Here is a 16,952-nt window from a genome sequence, read left to right as displayed (position 1 = left end):
TTCCTATGGTTTTTGTTCTGTGTTGATGACATTAAATGGCTGCTCTGGAGACTGCAAAGGCTTCTGATTCAGCGAGGTACCACCGGTGTTTTCATACATTGGCTGTCCAGCGTTATTTACCCCGACAGCCGGCTTTTTAGCAAAATCAGAGTCGGCCGCTTTGGCAGCATTAGTCCAGCGCTCATCCGCTGCAGGTAACTTACCACCGCCTATACAGGGATCGTTATCCAATTTTGTGCCGCCGCCGATCGCCTTAAATAAACCTACCGATGCCGCTAATTGATCATTACGCGCACCAATAGCAGAGTCTTCTGCCGATAAAACCGTCCGCTGAATTTCATATAACTGCACATAGTCCATGCCGCCTCGCTCCACCACTTTGGCGCTCATCGTAGCCAATAGTTGAGCACGATTGCGCGACTCATTTAAGGACTCGTATTGTTTGGCTGTTAAATTCACGCCAGCTAAGCCATCCTCAACGTCACGCAGCGATGCCAGCACTGCATTAGCATAGGCCTCAAGTAATTCCACATTTTTTGCACTTGCCACCTGAATCTCTGCGCGACGACGGCCACCATCAAAAACGTTTTGTACTAAATTTGCAGAGATGTTGTAGAACAAACTTTGTGGCATGGTGAGTGTTGACAGCAAAAAGCTGCCGTACCCACCAGCACCGGTAAGTACAAAGGAAGGTAATAAATTGGCTCGTGCAGAATAGAGATCTGCCTTAGATGCCTCAAGGGCTGCTTCAGCCCGACGAATATCTGGTCTACGACATAGCAAGTCAGAGGGTAATCCAGGCTCAATCAGGGGGACCTTAATATCCTTCAGTGACTTTGCCTTAATCTTTAAGGTCGATGGCGTTCTACCTACTAACGCTGCAAGGCGATTAAAGGCACGCTCACGCTGTAAACGCAAGTTGGTCACTAAGGCATCGGTATTGGTTTGAAGAATTAATTGCTGTGATAAATCAATGATGGTTGCATCGCCCCGTTCTACTCTGCGGGACAAGCCCTTACCCACAGTACGAATGGCGTCCAAGTTACGCTCACCTACGCCAATGCGCTCATCCAAAGACACCACTTGAAAATACACAGTGGCGGTATCACCCACTAAAGTTAACGCTACTGCTTGACGACTATATTCACTAGCCAGCGCTTGAGAAAATGCAGCTTGGGTATTGAAGGCCAACTTACCCCAAAGATCGACCTCATAGTTGGCAAGCAAACCCGCTTGCCAAACCGGCTGGCTATTCCACTGCGAGGTGTTGGCTGCGTAGCCAGGCCCTAGTCCTGGTGCTTGATTCTTGTAAGCGCCTGTTGCATCAATAGTCGGCGACTCTCTTGATTTCACCACATCTGCTTGGGCACGGGTTTGTGCAACCCTAGCAATTGCAACTCGTAAGTCGTAATTATTGGTTAGGGCTGTATCAACCAGACTATTTAGCTCTTCGCTTTCAAAGTCTTGCCACCACAATTCTTTCGGACGCGGTAATTGCGCTTCAACTGTGGGAGTCTTGTAAGTGCTTGGCAGCCAACGCACATACTCAGGCCCATTTGGTGCATCACCTTCATTCACAATGGGAGTGGAACATCCCGAAACAAGCAAAGAAAGACAGACTAAATAAATAGGCAGACTTTTCTTTTTAAAGGAATTATTGTGGCTGATAAAAATATTATTCAAAGTAACAACTTAAGTTATATATATTAGTTACTTATTAAAGCAAACTATAACTTTTCTCCTATAGTAGAAATAAATCTATCTATATAGTATTTTTATACTATTTGATTTGCTGATTCAAATTTAAATAGAGTATTTAACTTTTGATGATAATAGTTTCATTCACACCAAGGTTCTCGCTATGACACAAGACACTATTAGCAAAGCTTTAATGCAACAACTTCTGAAGATTGGAACGTCACTCAGTAGTGAAAAGGACATTGATCAGCTGTTAGAAAATATCCTACAGGCTGCCATAGAAATCACCCACGCTGATGGTGGCACCCTCTATAGGCTGACTGAAGACGAGCATTTGAAATTCGAGATCATGCACACCAAAAGCAAGGGTGTGCATATTGGCGGCAAAAGCGGTAAGCCCATCATGATTCCACCAATGTCACTATATCAAGACAATGGGGAACAGGAACTGAGTAGGGTTGTCTGCTTTGCAGTACACAAAGACCAAACTGTCAATATTCCAGATGCCTATAACGCTGAAGGCTTTGATTTCAGTGGTACTCATAAATTTGATGCCGCCAACAATTATCGCTCGGTCTCTTTCTTAACAGTACCGATGAAAAATCATCAGTCTGAAATTATTGGTGTCCTCCAATTACTCAATGCCTCTGATCCAGTCACAGGTGAGATCATCCCCTTCTCTAAGGATAGTCAAGAAATTGTTGAAGCTTTGAGCTCACAAGCAGCTGTCGCGCTAACTAATCGGATGTTGATTTTGCATCTCGAGGAATTGTTTGAGTCCTTCATTGGCCTAATTAACCATGCGATTGATGATAAGTCGCCCTATACCGGTGGCCATTGCAATCGAGTGCCCGATTTGACCATGATGCTGGCTGATGCCGTCAATCGTTGCAATGCTGGTCCTCTCAAAGAATTCACCCTGAACGATGGTGATCGTCAAGAACTGAAAATCGCTGGACTACTGCATGATTGCGGCAAGATTACGACTCCGGTTCACGTCGTGGATAAATCCACCAAACTCGAGAAGATCTTTGATCGTATCAATGTAGTTGAAATTCGGACTGAAGTAGTACTGCGAGATATCCAACTCGCGCTGGCAAAGAATTCGATCACGCAAGCAGAGGCTGACGAACAACGTCAACAATTGCTTGATGACTACAATTTCTTAAGCCACTGCAATATTGGTGGTGAGTTCATGAAAGATCCTGACGTACAAAGAGTTCATGACATTGCTGCACACTATATTTGGCAGGATGCCTCAGGACAAGAGCATCCTTTCCTCAGTGAAGAAGAAATTACTAACCTCACAATTCGTGCGGGTACTTTGAATAATGAAGACCGCCAAATTATTAATCACCATATTGATTTGACTATCAGCATGCTGGAAAAATTACCGTGGCCTAAGCATTTACGTAATGTCACTGAATATGCCGGCGGCCATCATGAAAAAATGGATGGTAAGGGCTACCCTAAAGGGCTTACCCGCGAGCAAATGTCTGTACCTGCACGCTGCATGGGCATTGCCGATATCTTTGAAGCCTTAACTGCGAAAGATCGTCCCTATAAAAAGGCGAAGACCTTAAGCGAGTCTTTAGAGATTCTGGGCAAGATGAAGTTAGGTCAACACGTAGACCCAGATCTATTTGATATCTTTATCTGGGAAAAGGTCTACGAAGAGTACGCTGTGAAGTTCTTAGATGAGAGTCAGATTGATGTGGTGGATGTCAACAAGATTCCAGGTTACAACCCACCGCCAGCTGACTATCGACAAACCCGCGCCTAGACTAATGAGCCATCCGTTGTCTGTTTTCTTCTATTGATTGCGCAATGGTCTTGAGAGTCTGCTTTCGAATCGCTTGATTTTGTGCTACCTCAGAAAATGTGCCTGCCACTTCTGAGATGCGCTCAATCACCTGAGTTGCCCATCTGGCTTTTAATCCATTACGGGTAGCCAGCTCCAATAGGTGGCGCTTACCCGGAAACCGCCCCTCTCCCAAAATATCCATCTGATGCTCGCCACGAGGACCCTTGTTATAAGTAAGGTCATAACAGGGGGCTAACTCCCAATGCATTTGCTCGTTCATCCTAAAAGAAAAGTTTTTAGCATGATCATCCCGATTATTAAAGATCACATTAAAAACGCAGCGCTCAAAGGCTTTCTCAACCTCACGCTCGCTGCGCGTGATAAAAGCAGTTGCACGTAAAAAAGTTTCATAACCTACACTGGGTACTCTGAAATCAATATTTAATAGTCCAGCCAATGTATGAATTGGTACACGCTGACCATTTGCTCGATCAAATCTCTCTATTCCAAAACTCGCTAATGAAGGGCCTAAATCAAAGTAGTGCGTCTTTGGCATATCCAACTGGCATGCTCTAGCCATAGCGGCATAAACATCCTCAATTGCACAAACTTCTTTGTGCTCATTTTGCGCTTGAAATTTAATCAGCCATGGAGTGCCCAGGCTAGTATCTAAGGTACTAACTTGGCCCGAGGCAATATCGTATTGAACCAGTGCTTTTGGTCTTGCACCATGAGGCGACCCACCAATCATGATCAACTCTTTTAAGCCCTCGCTATCTTGAGTATGGATTTCTTGATGCACTTCATTTGCGAGCATCAATAAACTCATCTCTACTGGTTGTGCAGGATCCCCAACTGGTGGACGAAAACTGAAGGCGCCCATTGTGCGGTCGCCCATCATCCCCAGACGATCTAGAGGAGAAATTTGCTCTCGATTCATGCCGGTTTGAGCAACTAAACGATCCATTAAAAGCATTCCCCAGCCATCTGGAAGTACATCGGCAATCAAACCAGGAAGGCGATGTTGGTAATTGGGAAAATCGCCATAAGCTTCTGGTCGCAGCTTTAGACTCCGGGGTGAAAATTCAATCCCACGCCTTAAAGCTTCCAGAGAGTATTCAAATAAAAGCTGTGTGCCATTATCTGCAAGCGTACCCAGTACCCAAGATTGTCCCCAAGCTCCACAAATCACTTCTATTTTTTTCACTGTGAGTTCACTTTGTTTGGCGTGGAACTGGACTTCCGTGGGGCACGCATGCGTTGCGCTTTTTGCATACGCTCCATCATGGCAATGGATACAGGCTTAGATTCAAACAAAGTTTGCATCTCTGCTACCAGATCCAATGCAAGCAATACCCGTATAAAGTTTTCCAGGGTTGATTGCCCCTTGGTCTCAATGAACTTAATAGTGCTGCTACTAATACCAGCACGCACCGCCAGCTCTTCCTGGGAGATATCTTTTAATAAACGCTGATAGCGTAGGCGACGCCCCAATTCAAGGCGAACTTCCTGCTCTGTAGCAAAGCCAAAATCGAGCATGAGCCCCTCCAATGGGAAAGCATAAATCCATATTGTAAACGCTGAGGGGCTATTTGTCTATTTAATAGTTGATATTTAATACATTAAGTAGAAAATATCTTATTAATAAATCAAATTTAATCTATTACTAATACAGACGGGTATTACTGACTCGCTTAATCTCGGCAACCGCTAATTGAGCGATATCTCTTAACTTCTCATGCTTCTCTTTGGCCAAATCCAGTAGCGACTCAACTTGAGCATAGGAAGTGGCCACAAAACGATCGCCATTCGCTTCGCTCTTTCTCAGTACCCCAAACTCTAGTCTGCTGCGCTCATCAGCACTCAGCTTACTTATCAAGTCTTTGGTAGCCCAGATACTGCCGTGTCTTGCAAAGTCACTCAAGCGTGAAGCCTGATTAATCGTATTACCTAATACAGCAAATTCAATATGGTTAGCAGACTGGAAGCTACCTAACCACTCCTGCCCCTCATGCAAGCCGATATTCAGTTGCAATTCGGTAAACCAATTTTTCTTCAATTGCCATTCGGCACTGATCTTGCGTATCGCCTGACGTAACTCATCTGCACAGGCAACCGCATTAAAGAGATAGTTGCTTTCTGCCTGCGGAAAGAAGTAGTACACCACCCCATCACCCACATGCTTGCCATGTGTACCAGTATATTTGCGCAGAATTGGGCCCATGGTTGCCCACATCTGATTGATTAAAGCAAAATATTCATCTGGTGGGAGTTCTGAACAAATTCGTACCGAGTTTTGCAAGTCTGCTACTAGCACGGCTAAAGGGGTCATCACTGGCAAACGCTTACTCAGCAAGGATTGAATCACTTGATCACGACGCGTTAAGAAGTTAATTAAATCATCGCCACGCTCTTCCCCTGGGGCATGCACAACCAAGATGCCTTCGCGGAAATACACTGCATACACCCGATAAGAAACAATGTGTCCGCGCTGATCTCTTTGGAAGAATTCCACTTCATTGACCGCCTGCTCTTGGCCTTCTTCTGCAAATGTAATTTCATCGAGCAGTGCTAACAAGTCTGGGTCGCTCTGCTTAACCAACTTCGCTAAGGCATCATAAGTAATCCGTGAACTGGCTAACTGTAGTAACAAGCTTACCAAGGATTTTTGGTCGTCTATATTCAGACGGACTTCAGGTCTTGTAAGTAGGTTTAATAAATTTCGATCTGCGCTCTTCGTAGGTGGCGCTACAAAGCCAAAGACTTCCTTGCGTGCTGGCTCATTAAGCCAAGTCAACTCAAAGTTGTAATTGAGCATATACGCTGGCTGCGTCAAAGTATCTAAAGATAAAGAGAGGCTCCCCAGCGCATCCTGAATGCGACTATTTGTCGCACTACTTGTCGTACTACTCATGCTGGCTGATCTTCCAATCGGGCGCATCGCAGGACGAGCGCTGACTGCCTCTTTAGCAGTTTCAAGTTGCAATTCTTGCACTTCAAGCAAAGCATCGGTCTGAGCTAATCGCTCTGCTACTTGGGCCATGGATAAACCTTGACCCTTCAAAATTTGTACGGCCTGAACTCTTTCTAAAGCATCATCCGGGAAGAAACCCAAAACACGAGCGCCGCCCTCGTCTGCACTTGCAGACAAAGACTGCACCACCGGCTTGGGCAATATTCCAAGCTGGATGTAGTTGTTAAGGGTGGCGCGCGATATACCGGTTTGGTCTATCAGCGCCTTACTAGAAATCATTTATCTATCTGTCCAATAAAAAAGTAGTGGCCGGGAGGACATTTATACAGTTATTAGAGTGATTTAGACAGCATTTATCTGTATAAAAGTAGATTAATACTAGACAGTTAGTTGTCTAAATCCAACGATTTGTCTGTTTTATAACTTAGATATGTCTAATTAGACGACTACAGGAGGATATTTTTAAATTCCTGAGGGCTTAAGGGTTTGCTGTACAAATAGCCTTGTGCAAGTGTACAACCCATTTCTTGTAATAAGCGGGCTTGCTCTTGGGTCTCTACCCCTTCAGCAATCGACTCGAGACCAAGTCCTTTGGCCATTGAAATCATGGCAGCCACCAAAGAGGCATCCATGCTATTCGGCGCTAAAGATTTGACAAAGTGGGAGTCAATTTTTAAGTAGTCGAAATTGAAGTTTTTCAAGGATGCCAAAGAGGAGTAGCCCGTACCAAAATCGTCAACGCTAAATTTGCAGCCTGCTTCTTGTAACATCGCAATTTTTCTTAAGACCCGCTGAGTCTGAATGAGCATCATTCGCTCGGTAATCTCCAACACAATTCTCTGGGGAGAGACACCACTTTCCGTAATCCACTGAATCCATTCACTGCTGTTATGGTTGCTCGAATTAAACTGCGCAGCTGAAACGTTGATTGCAATTGACAAATTTTTGTTGTCACCCATGGTCTTCAAAAATACCAAGACTTCTTGCAATACCCAATCGCCAATTTCAACAATCAATCCGGATTCTTCGGCAATATCAATAAAGGATGCGGGTGCTACAACCTCACCCGTATCCCGGTGCCATCTCAATAAAGCCTCAGCATGATCGATCACACCGGTATTTAAATTGATAATGGGCTGATATTCCAAGCGAAATTGTTTCTTCGCCATGGCATCACGTAATTCAGAAATAATGCCCGCACGATAATTTGCCTTAAGCTGCAATGCAGTAGTGAAATATTGAAAACCATTTCTCCCATTGGCTTTGGCTGCATACATAGCCTGATCAGCACTCAGTAATAAAGCCTTACCATCGTTACCATCGTTGGGGTAAATTGACACCCCAAAGCTCGCGGTTGCATACACCATCTGGTCTTGAATGGGAATTGGTTCTATTAAATGTTTTAGGATCTGGCGAATGATGGGGTCTGCTTGCTCAGGCTTGTCTAACTGACCTAAGAGGATCACAAACTCATCACCACCAATTCGAGCGACAGTATCGGTATCTCTAACCTCAGATCTAAGACGTTGTGCCACAATTTTTAAAAGTTCGTCTCCAAAATCATGGCCACGACTATCGTTAATATCCTTAAAGTTATCAAGATCTATATAAATTACAGCTAGGCTACTTTGGGATCGGGCAGCCTGTTTAATTGACTGCTCAAGCCGGTCCAACATGAGGCGTCTATTTGGTAGGCCTGTCAAAGGATCAAAATTGGCTTGTTGGTTAATCAGTTCGCGCGCTTTGCGTTGGTCCGTCACCTCAGAAATCAGAGCGACCCGCTGCAGAGGGCTGCCCTCATGATCAAAGGTGGAGTAGATAGAGATAAAGCGCAGGGCCTCTTCGCCATCCTTCATTCTGATCCATGCCTGCCCTTCCCACCGTCCAACAGCCTCTAGGGAAGTAAAAATATCAGAGTAAGAACGGGCACCATGACGCTTGACGAGTAAATCTGAAAAGCCATGGCCTACTAAATCAGTGTCCTGAAAACCTGAAAATGCTTTGAAAGTATCGTTCGCCATGAGGATGCGATTGTCGGCATCGCTAATGACTACGGCATCGCCCATTGCGCGATACACTGCCGAAGTGACCTCAAGCAAATCATCTGAACGTCGTTGCTCTGTGACATCAACACCGTATATCACCATCCGATCAGAGGTTGAGAAACAGCCCCAGGAAATCAAGCGTACTGAACCATCCTTGCATGAGGTTCTGGTCTCCAAAGGAATAAATGGCACTCCCTGTTCTTGGGTCTCTTTTACCCTTTTGCTCCACTCCGCTTCGACTTCTGCGCGATAACCCACATCGGGATAGCCTAAGGACCACCAAGCGCTTGGTTGGGTAAAGTCACCTGTGACATATCCTAAAATTTTGGTGAACTGGGGATTGAGATAATCTATGACCTCAGTCTTCAGGTTGTAGGTGACCATCAAAATAGGCGTATTGCCGACAATCTCCCGAAAGCGCTCCTCAGACTGCAGAATCACTTTGGTGGCTTCCCATAAGCTTTGATTCTTGCGATGAAAACTTTCTACGACGATGCCACACAGCAATCCAGCCAATCCCATAAATCCTAAATAGACCCAAATTAACATGGGGCCAGGATGCGATATCAACTGGCGATCAAAGAATGCATCGCCATAATAGGCACCAAACATGGCCTGCACAATCAGCATCAAGAAATACAGCATCGATCCACGAGGACCAAAGCAATAGGCAAAGTAAGTCATGATGAGGATGGCGATATACCCACGACCGGTCAGGTCAACAAACTCCTTAAACCACCCCAAAAATACTGCTTGACCAATCAGAAATGCCAGGCCAAAAGACAAGATAAAAGAAATGTATTTGCGTCGGCCCCAAGATTGATCCCAGGACTGACACAAAATCAACATAATTGGCGTCACAAAAGCGAGCCCAAAAAAGTCGCCAGTAAACCACTTTGCATAAACCATCAATAGGTTCTCTGATGTCAGTAAGCCAGCCCAGATGAGGAATTGGATATTGAGTGTGGTAGCCAAGACGGCGCCTACTACGCTGGCTCCAAGCAAGCGACCATAGTCGCTAAGTGATTGCAGATGAAGATTAAATTTGCTTTGAAGAGTAAGACGAGCGAGCAAAAAGTATGTCGCGAAGCAACCTAAAAGACTGCCAAATGCGAGTTGCATACCCATGAATAAATCATGGCCACCTCCCATCTCGCCTAATGTCGCACCCACAAATAAAAACGGCCAGTATTGCACTCCAAGAACAAGCAACATTCCCAAAGCAATGCCTGCAGGAATCCAAATAACGCTCTCACCGACAACGCCAGAAAAATATTTCAGAATGAAAACGGAAATCAATGCATGCGCTATAGCCGCCGCTATAGCAAAGGCGACACCCTTCTTCGTAAATTGGGAAGAAGAAAAAGGAAGGAAGGAAAGCGTCAAAGCATTAACTAAAGTTATATTGAATTAGAAAGGCTGGTGTGAATGTCTCACCCCGAACTATAGCTAACTTTTACTAGTTTCTCTCTTGAAAAGAGGGGCTGAGGAGCTGTAGTGGCGTGTAATTCGGATAATTAGTAGATATATACTAACAAAATACGGTTTATTTATCGCTTACACAACGAAAGCCGATATAAACCACCCCAATCTCAGCGAGCTTCGATTCCACATCAGACTCTTGCTGTCTATCTGGACCGTACCACCAAGAAGCGCCCCGAGTGATGTAGCCACCATTTTTTTCAGTAGCCGTCCACTCCCAAACATTGCCACCCATGTCATACAGTCCATTCACACCCGGCTTTGTGCTACCCGCGATGACATGGCCAGTTCCGCGGTTGAGTGCACCTGCTGGGGCGAGTCCTTTGTAATCACCACAGCCACTTAAACAATGGGAAGGGCTTGGATTGCTACCACCTGGAAATGGATAGCGCTGTCCTTTTATATATCCCGCAGGTGGATTGGCTCTTTGCTCCAAGAATGCAGCACTGATCCATTCTCCTTCGGTGGGTAAGCGTTTGCCGTAATAACGACAAATGGATTCAGCCTCTTTTTGGTTCAGGTGCACCGCCGGTTCAGCATCATTTGCTGGGACGCCATACGGTGTTTTCCAAGTCCAGCCTGCCTTCTTTACAAAGCCGGCTTGATAAGAAAGACCGCCCCCATTTTTCTCGGCCTGACTAGTGAAGCCTGTTGCATTAGCGAAACCTTTGACATCAGCAATCGTCATCTCAGTTTGGTCCCAAGCCAAATTCCCTATTTGCACAGTAGCGATCGAAGAGCTTGGCGCAGCTTGACTCGCAGAAGGCTTCAGCATGAAATACAAGGCCACAGCGCTGAGCAATAGGCCAAACAGAATCGCAGTGATGTCAAACTTTTTCATGGTGACTACTGTAATAGAAAAGGCTCCAATCAAGAGCCTTTTAATAATAAATAGTGGGGCGAACGACGGGGCTCGAACCCGCGACAACCAGAATCACAATCTGGGACTCTACCAACTGAGCTACGTCCGCCGTTGATGAGATGACATTATAGCTTTTAGCTCAAAAACCTGTCAAAAATAGCGTTGCTAGCTTTTACCTTAGGCACTTTCTAACTCAAAAGCCGCCCAGTCACCTAAGGTGAGACTGGCATCTAAGAAAAAATCCGCAATCGCTGCTGTGCTCTGTACCTTGCCTAGGGCATGGTGATCAGAGAGCCGCTGGCGCCAATATCTTGATCCGGCCCTACCGTGGGCTAGGCCTAGGATATGTCTAGTGAAGGCACCAATGTAAAACGGTTTTTGTTTGGCTTGGCATTCATCAAACCACGCTTGCACTTGTTTTACTAAGCCAATTTGAATGCGGTGCCATTCGGTCTCGCTAAAGAGATAGCCTGCGGCTTCACCATTGCTATTCACCAGATCATCCCAACCCAGCAACATCGCAGGAAAATGGTACGCCGCCCTACCCACCATAAAACCATCGAAGTCATCCCAGTTGCCTGCGATCTGTTCATTGGTTTCTAGGCCTCCATTGAGCAAGACTTTAAGATGAGGGAATTGTTTTTGGGCATCTAACCTCAGCTTGGCAGCCACCTCATACCGCAATGGGGGTTTGCTGCGATTCTCTTTGGGGGATAAGCCTTTGAGTACTGCATTGCGTGCATGAATCGTGACCTGGCTGGCACCGGCATCTGCCACCGCCAATATGAAATCCAGTGCAAATTGATAATCTTTTTCTGAGCTAGACGCATCCATTGAATCCAATCCCAGTCTATGTTTAACCGAGATCGGAATATCTACCGCACTTCTCATCGCTTTAACGCAATCTGCCACCAAATGGGGTTCGGCCATCAAGCAGGCACCAAAAGCACCCCGTTGTACTCTTTCTGATGGACAGCCGCAATTGAGGTCAATCTCATCGTAGCCCCACTGCTGCGCTAACTCTGCTGACTGAGCTAAGTCTTGAGGCTCTGAACCGCCTAATTGCAGTACTACTGGATGTTGGTCTTGCGAATAATCTAAATGGCGTGGAAGGTCACCATGCATCAAGGCACCGGTTGTGACCATCTCGGTATAAAGGACCGCCTCTTTTGTCAAGGTGCGATGAAAAGAGCGGCAATGGCGATCCGTCCACTCCATCATGGGTGCAACAGCCAATCTTTTATTCTCTTTATTTTTCACGGACACTTTGAGTCATTCGTTTGATAGCAATGATTTTAGTGTCTTTCGGCTAAAAGCAAGATAAAGCTGTGGCAGATGCCATCCAATTCATAAAAGTCAGTTACTAAATAAGCGCAGCCAGAATCATATATTGAGCGCAACTATCAATGCACAAATACCCCAAAACAAGGGATATTCACACCCACGATTTGTCCACAACCAAGTCTTATTGACTTTGTAATCAACAAGGGCAGCAACAAACATGAAAGCGGCAGTAAAGCCTGCTGCATAGGGCGCAAAAATACCAACGACTAAGGAAATACCAATAACGATTTCAAAAGCAGTTGTAAAGTAAACGAATAACTTAGCTTGTGGGAAACCAGCAGATTCAAAAAAACCTACTGAAGCAGCGGGATTACGTATTTTTGCAGCCGCATTCGGCAACATGAATAAGCCACAAATTATTCTCAGTACTACATAGCCATTGCTCAGATCAAAGTCAAACATCATCAGCCTTATGAAACCTTAGTCACTGGTCGGCATATCCCAAATAAACCAATCACTTCTCCATCCTTGTTGCGGATTGGGGTTTTTTGAGTCTCTACAAAAACTCTTCTTCCATCAGGATACTGAATCCATTCCTGATTTCGAGTTTCTTGTTTCAGTGCCAACATTTTTAAATCATTGTTATGGTAAATCTCGGCACTTTCTTTAGGGAAGATATCTAAATCGGATTTGCCAATCATTTGACTGACTGGTTTTCCAATCAACTCCGCCCATGCCAAGTTACCTCCCTGATATAGCCCATTTAAATCTTTATAAAAAATCACTTCAGGCATCAGATCGATAACATCACTCAATTGAATATTCATCTTATCTCCATGATCTAAGAGTACGTCTCAGCTTTGTTGATTATTAATTACCCTAGTAAGCATATCAGACCCCCTACCCCCCGATCAGTTCCGTTGACCCCTCTGGCTGCTCTGGAGCTAGAAGCAATCACTCACCCCAGCTAGGCTAGGGTTCGCAAGTGCTTTACGACCCATTAGTGGTGTTAGCAGACAAGAAAAAACCCGCTCGAAGGCGGGTCCGCGTTTAAAAGTAAAAAACTTTTAAGGCTTTGGATTCATGCGATAAAGCAATACTAAGTCATTGCGATGATATGGTTCAGCTAAATCATCGGCAACATCAGCCAAGAATGCTGCAAAATCTTGAGTGTCTTCTAGGGATGCAGCATGAGCAGCATTTTCCCAAATACCAAAACCTTCAATCGTATTTTGCGCTTGGTTGCCAACAATAATGACGTCATGAAGATCAGCATTATGAGCCAAAACTTCTGAAGCAAATTGATGATAACGATCACATACCTTTTGATAACTTCCAGGATTCGTTTTTAACCAACTATGTCCAACATGTGCCATATAAATTCTTTCATCGTAAAAGCTATTACCTAATTGCAATTAGCTGTGTTGATACTACCTAAAATTGATATCAATTAAATGACAAAACTGACTCAATCAGCAACCTAGGGCAAACTTGATTGGCATGTCCTTTCGGGGCTGTGACATATCTTACCCTAAGGCTTCCACTCAAACCGCGGGGAGAATGGCTACAAAGCAAAACCCATTGAATACAGTGGATTTTTGCTCAATCTACAAATAAAGCATCATGAAGATTAAGTTAGTATAAATATACTAGTTATTAGGCGATTCCTAGCGCTTGTTTACTCAAGAACGAGCGCGCTTCATTCGTCAATGGATCGATGAAATGGATTTCCTTTGCTAGCAACTGCAATCGTTTTGAGAAGTCCAGATCATATTCTTGATAAGGCGTGAGAACAGGGTAGATCTGATCATTCTGAATCGGAATATGGAGGGCATTGAGGTGGCAGCGCAGTTGATGCTTTTTGCCGCTCCCAGGAGTTAAGCGATATTTAGCCCAAGGTTGATGTATTTCTAGCAACTCTATAAAGGTATCCGTATTCGGTTCGCCCTGCACTTCCTCCATCTGTAAAAAGTGCTCAGACTCTTCAATCCTACTTTGATAGGTCATGGGCAGTCTCTGCATAAGCGCCTCTGAATAGGGTGCAATTGCTTCGTATACCTTTTTAACAGCCCGATCTCTAAATAAATTTTGATACAGCGCTCTTTCATCTGGCTTGACAGAAAAGAGAACTAAGCCAGCGGTATCTCGATCGATGCGATGAATCGGACTAAGCGTTTGTATACCGGTTTTTTTCTTGAGGCGATTCAATAAGGTTTGATGTAAATACAGGCCGCTGGGTGTTACTGGTAAAAAGTGGGGTTTATCTGCTACTACCAGATGCTCATCCTGAAATAAGATCACTTCCTCAAAAGGGATCTCCGGCTCTCTAGCTAGGCGCCTGAAATACATTAAGTGAATATTGGGTCGATAGGCCTCTAAGGCCTGGACTGAGTGACCTTCCTCTGTCAACACTAAGCCTGCATCAAATCGCTCTACCCACTCATTTTTTTCAATATGGGGGAATGCCTTAATAAAGAAATCCAGCAGATTGGGATACGTCGCATCTGCAGGTAAATAGACACGCGAAGAAGAGACTCCCTCGGAATTGACTTTCATTGCTCACTTCTATTGATGGTTGTTTTAACGCTTTATTCCTTTGTTTCTTTATCCCTTTAACTTCGCCTGCAACTCGCGAGCCAACTCCAAAGTCCCTTCGTATCCAGAGCGCATATGTGCTGGCAGGTCTGGATCACCAACCATGGTGCCTAAGGTTTCAACAATGCTGTAAATCAACCCTTTGGCAGCACCAGCAGCGATGGTGCTGTTCTCTACAGCCTCATCAATATGATTGACGGCGTCTAAGAAATAATCATGTCCAGGTAAACCGTCTGAATCCAATGGTTCTTGAGTCATTTACATCCCTTCATCTAATTACTGAGAATATTAATCTATTCTGAGATCGTTACTATTGATGAGTAGCTTACCATCATGAGCAATACCTTTAATCAGTTTCTTTTCTGCAGCAGATAAAAGCATCAGCTGGTGATGAGAGAAGTGCTCTAAAGCATCACCAAATACCGCATCTGGATCGATATCTTCAAGCGCCTCGTAACTAAAGTGACACTCGACATTCTTCCCATCGACTGTAGCTAGATAAGCTACGCCACCATCTATAGCCAGACTCGCTGGCCCTATGAACATAATATTCATAACATTTGATCCGCTTTGTAGAAAAACTTGCGTGCATACGCTAAGATTTCTTTATCGCTTGGATGATCAACAGTTTCTACACCAACAATCTTCTCGGCTACCTTCGGATCATGATGATGAGCATGCTTAATCAGCTCTAATTTGGCGGATCCTGGACCAATCACCAGAATCTCTTTTGACAGCACTACAGCTTGCATAACGGAATGTAGATATTTTGAATCCAATTCTAATTTACCGCTTCCAACTGCCCCACCCTTGTGGTGTAAATGGGCATGGCTTGACTTAGTCTTAATTACTTCAGCCTCACTTGCCTCCTCACTCAAAAACAGGACGTGGGCTTCTTGATGGTCGATCCAGATGACTGCATGATTTAATGACATTGCTATCCTAGCGTGATGATGGTGAATCTTTCACCATACTCTTAAATAGTGATAGAAGCATGAAGCCACTTGATTTAAGTCAAATTAAAGCGCTCTATCAAACTTTAAAAGTGGTGATTGGCAAATAAAGAAATTGAGCATCAAATATAGAGAAACATAACCGCCCGAAGGCGGTTATGTTATTGAACTTCTGATGCCATTGAACTACTTTAGGCAATCTTGCGTTTAGTCTGCGTAGATACCAGCAGCTTTAATAATGGGTGACCACAAATCAATCTGTGCTTTGAGGTGTTTCTTCAGGCCTTCAGGGGTGGCATTCGCTTGTGATGGAATCTCAACACCTAATTCAGCCATGTGTTGCTTGTAGATTGGATCTTGAATAGCGCCTTGCAATGCTTTGGCTAACTTGTCCATCTCTCCTTTTGGTGTGCCCTTCGGTGCATACACACCATGCCATACCTTGACTTCAAAGTTCTTCAAGCCCTGCTCGTTCAAAGTAGGAATCTTGTCAAATGCTTTAATGCGTTGCATGGTGGTTGTGCCATAAGGCTTAACCGCATTGGTAGCTAACTGCCCAGAAAGATTCGTTGTCTGATCACACATCAACTGCACTTGACCGCCAATCAAATCCGTCAAAGCAGGCGCCGTTCCTTTGTAAGGCACGGTGGTTAAATCCAGCTGAATTCGGCTCATAAAGAGTAGGCCGCATAAGTGACTAGCAGAACCGATACCCGCATTTGCATAAGCAATCTTCCCAGCATTTGCCTTCATATAGGGCAGCAATTCTGGATAGTTTTTAGGAGGCAGGTCTTTATTACCAACCAGAATCATCGGCACGTCAGCCACTTGGCCAACGTATTCATAATCAGTCATCGGGTCAAAGCCCAAGTTCTTATACAAGGCAGGAGCAGTAGACATGCCAATATGGTGGATCAGCAAGGTATAGCCATCGTTCTTAGAATTAATCACGCGTTTTGCTGCAATCGTGCCACCGGCACCAGGACTGTTATCTACAATCACTTGGCCTTTGAGTTGCTTGCCCATCGCGAGTGCGAGTTCACGGGCTACTTTATCGGTTGGGCCACCAGCGGAAAATGGAACCACTAAGGTGATTGGACGATCACCAGGAAAATCAGCGGCATGTGCAGCAGAAATACTGACACTAAATACACACAGTGAGATAGCAGCAAAACTGGAAATACGGGAAATTAAAAGAGGCGTTTTCACGGGATTTCTAACCTTTCGCGGTTTTACGTTCAAACTAGTAGTTTAT

16 protein-coding genes and 1 tRNA gene are annotated in these 16,952 nt (G+C 44.7%); 1 reads left to right on the top strand and 16 read right to left on the bottom strand.

Going from position 1 to position 16,952, the window contains the following annotated elements; genetic code table 11:
- Nucleotides 1–3: 3 nt before the first annotated feature.
- Nucleotides 4–1,683 (bottom strand): efflux transporter outer membrane subunit, encoded by a 1,680-nt coding sequence (locus ICN45_RS10185; RefSeq protein ID WP_216175541.1) that lies wholly within the window; start codon nt 1,681–1,683, stop codon nt 4–6.
- Nucleotides 1,684–1,861: 178 nt separating this feature from the next.
- Between ICN45_RS10185 and ICN45_RS10180 the strand changes: the two genes are divergently transcribed.
- Nucleotides 1,862–3,481: an HD domain-containing phosphohydrolase gene (locus ICN45_RS10180; RefSeq protein ID WP_216175540.1), complete on the top strand. Its 1,620-nt coding sequence runs from the start codon at nt 1,862–1,864 to the stop codon at nt 3,479–3,481.
- Between the two features lies 1 nt (nt 3,482).
- Here ICN45_RS10180 and ICN45_RS10175 read toward each other — a convergent pair whose 3' ends face one another.
- The 15 genes from ICN45_RS10175 to ICN45_RS10105 all read right to left on the bottom strand — a co-directional run bounded on the left by ICN45_RS10175 (nt 3,483) and on the right by ICN45_RS10105 (nt 16,888).
- Nucleotides 3,483–4,709 carry a type II toxin-antitoxin system HipA family toxin gene (locus tag ICN45_RS10175; protein WP_216175539.1) on the bottom strand — a complete coding sequence of 409 codons (1,227 nt, stop codon included), beginning with the start codon at nt 4,707–4,709 and terminating at the stop codon, nt 3,483–3,485.
- On the bottom strand, nt 4,706–5,041 hold the full coding sequence (locus tag ICN45_RS10170) for a helix-turn-helix domain-containing protein (protein WP_216175538.1): 336 nt from the start codon (nt 5,039–5,041) through the stop codon (nt 4,706–4,708). The genes ICN45_RS10175 and ICN45_RS10170 overlap by 4 nt, the downstream gene beginning before the upstream one ends.
- A gap of 127 nt (nt 5,042–5,168) precedes the next feature.
- Entirely contained in the window at nt 5,169–6,755 is a 1,587-nt protein-coding gene (locus tag ICN45_RS10165; protein ID WP_216175537.1) for an adenylate/guanylate cyclase domain-containing protein, read from the bottom strand.
- A gap of 167 nt (nt 6,756–6,922) precedes the next feature.
- Nucleotides 6,923–9,907 carry a bifunctional diguanylate cyclase/phosphodiesterase gene (locus ICN45_RS10160; protein WP_216175536.1) on the bottom strand — a complete coding sequence of 995 codons (2,985 nt, stop codon included), beginning with the start codon at nt 9,905–9,907 and terminating at the stop codon, nt 6,923–6,925.
- 160 nt (nt 9,908–10,067) lie between these two features.
- Nucleotides 10,068–10,844: a formylglycine-generating enzyme family protein gene (locus ICN45_RS10155; protein WP_216175535.1), complete on the bottom strand. Its 777-nt coding sequence runs from the start codon at nt 10,842–10,844 to the stop codon at nt 10,068–10,070.
- Between the two features lie 54 nt (nt 10,845–10,898).
- Nucleotides 10,899–10,974 (bottom strand) — tRNA-His (locus ICN45_RS10150).
- Between the two features lie 68 nt (nt 10,975–11,042).
- On the bottom strand, nt 11,043–12,125 hold the full coding sequence (gene dusA / locus ICN45_RS10145) for a tRNA dihydrouridine(20/20a) synthase DusA (protein ID WP_369411473.1): 1,083 nt from the start codon (nt 12,123–12,125) through the stop codon (nt 11,043–11,045).
- A 123-nt stretch (nt 12,126–12,248) separates the two neighbouring features.
- Nucleotides 12,249–12,614, bottom strand: a complete 366-nt coding sequence (locus ICN45_RS10140) for a DoxX family protein (RefSeq protein WP_216175533.1) — start codon at nt 12,612–12,614, stop codon at nt 12,249–12,251.
- Nucleotides 12,615–12,619: 5 nt separating this feature from the next.
- Entirely contained in the window at nt 12,620–12,976 is a 357-nt protein-coding gene (locus tag ICN45_RS10135) for a PAS domain-containing protein (protein WP_216175532.1), read from the bottom strand.
- Between the two features lie 240 nt (nt 12,977–13,216).
- Nucleotides 13,217–13,525: a hypothetical protein gene (locus ICN45_RS10130; protein ID WP_216175531.1), complete on the bottom strand. Its 309-nt coding sequence runs from the start codon at nt 13,523–13,525 to the stop codon at nt 13,217–13,219.
- 280 nt (nt 13,526–13,805) lie between these two features.
- Nucleotides 13,806–14,705, bottom strand: coding sequence for a pseudouridine synthase (locus ICN45_RS10125; RefSeq protein ID WP_216175530.1), 900 nt, complete (start codon nt 14,703–14,705; stop codon nt 13,806–13,808).
- A gap of 48 nt (nt 14,706–14,753) precedes the next feature.
- Nucleotides 14,754–15,002, bottom strand: a complete 249-nt coding sequence (locus ICN45_RS10120; RefSeq protein WP_216175529.1) for a hypothetical protein — start codon at nt 15,000–15,002, stop codon at nt 14,754–14,756.
- A 30-nt stretch (nt 15,003–15,032) separates the two neighbouring features.
- Entirely contained in the window at nt 15,033–15,299 is a 267-nt protein-coding gene (locus tag ICN45_RS10115) for a DUF1488 family protein (protein WP_216175528.1), read from the bottom strand.
- On the bottom strand, nt 15,296–15,679 hold the full coding sequence (locus ICN45_RS10110) for a translational machinery protein (RefSeq protein WP_216175527.1): 384 nt from the start codon (nt 15,677–15,679) through the stop codon (nt 15,296–15,298). Before ICN45_RS10110 ends, ICN45_RS10115 begins: the two co-directional genes overlap by 4 nt.
- Before the next feature lie 225 nt (nt 15,680–15,904).
- Complete coding sequence (locus tag ICN45_RS10105; RefSeq protein WP_216175701.1) at nt 15,905–16,888, bottom strand: tripartite tricarboxylate transporter substrate-binding protein; 984 nt, start codon at nt 16,886–16,888, stop codon at nt 15,905–15,907.
- Nucleotides 16,889–16,952: the final 64 nt, after the last annotated feature.

Origin of the sequence: Polynucleobacter alcilacus, assembly GCF_018881545.1 — a bacterium.
GTDB lineage: Bacteria > Pseudomonadota > Gammaproteobacteria > Burkholderiales > Burkholderiaceae > Polynucleobacter > Polynucleobacter alcilacus.
This window is presented reverse-complemented; position numbering and strand designations above follow the sequence as displayed.

Bases quoted from the DNA above. Each gene is read 5' to 3' on its own strand.
- ICN45_RS10125 (WP_216175530.1), bottom strand. From the start codon at position 14,705: ATGAAAGTCAATTCCGAGGGAGTCTCTTCTTCGCGTGTCTATTTACCT.
- ICN45_RS10130 (WP_216175531.1), bottom strand. From the start codon at position 13,525: ATGGCACATGTTGGACATAGTTGGTTAAAAACGAATCCTGGAAGTTAT.
- ICN45_RS10110 (WP_216175527.1), bottom strand. From the start codon at position 15,679: ATGTCATTAAATCATGCAGTCATCTGGATCGACCATCAAGAAGCCCAC.
- ICN45_RS10155 (WP_216175535.1), bottom strand. From the start codon at position 10,844: ATGAAAAAGTTTGACATCACTGCGATTCTGTTTGGCCTATTGCTCAGC.
- ICN45_RS10140 (WP_216175533.1), bottom strand. From the start codon at position 12,614: ATGATGTTTGACTTTGATCTGAGCAATGGCTATGTAGTACTGAGAATA.
- ICN45_RS10165 (WP_216175537.1), bottom strand. From the start codon at position 6,755: ATGATTTCTAGTAAGGCGCTGATAGACCAAACCGGTATATCGCGCGCC.
- ICN45_RS10115 (WP_216175528.1), bottom strand. From the start codon at position 15,299: ATGAATATTATGTTCATAGGGCCAGCGAGTCTGGCTATAGATGGTGGC.
- ICN45_RS10170 (WP_216175538.1), bottom strand. From the start codon at position 5,041: ATGCTCGATTTTGGCTTTGCTACAGAGCAGGAAGTTCGCCTTGAATTG.
- ICN45_RS10120 (WP_216175529.1), bottom strand. From the start codon at position 15,002: ATGACTCAAGAACCATTGGATTCAGACGGTTTACCTGGACATGATTAT.
- ICN45_RS10135 (WP_216175532.1), bottom strand. From the start codon at position 12,976: ATGAATATTCAATTGAGTGATGTTATCGATCTGATGCCTGAAGTGATT.
- ICN45_RS10180 (WP_216175540.1), top strand. From the start codon at position 1,862: ATGACACAAGACACTATTAGCAAAGCTTTAATGCAACAACTTCTGAAG.